Raw genomic sequence first — 253 nt, 5'->3', positions numbered from 1 at the left:
CAGCCGATCGAGATCGAGCACCGCGACGAACCGCGGGCCGACGTGACAGACGCCTGAGAGAAAACCGGCGAGCGCCCCTTCGAGCGGAGACGCCGGCGGATGGACCTCGTCGACCGGCACGCTCGCGATCTGGTCGACGGCGTCGACCAGCAGCCCGGTCGAGAACTCCTCGTCGAGCAGCCGCACCACGAGCAGCCGCCCGGTGTGTGACGACGTGGGATCGAGGCCGAGCATCGTCCGCAGGTCGATCACC

1 protein-coding gene is annotated in these 253 nt (G+C 69.6%); it reads right to left on the bottom strand.

Features of this window, described 5'->3' with window-relative positions; genetic code table 11:
• A partial coding sequence (locus ACY9Z2_RS19190; RefSeq protein WP_463611274.1) for a chemotaxis protein CheW occupies positions 1 to 253 on the bottom strand: 253 nt, incomplete at both ends.

It is taken from the genome of Virgibacillus sp. GM2-2, assembly GCF_055329585.1.
Note: the sequence above shows the minus strand (reverse complement) of the source record. Positions and strands in the feature narration are given on the sequence as shown.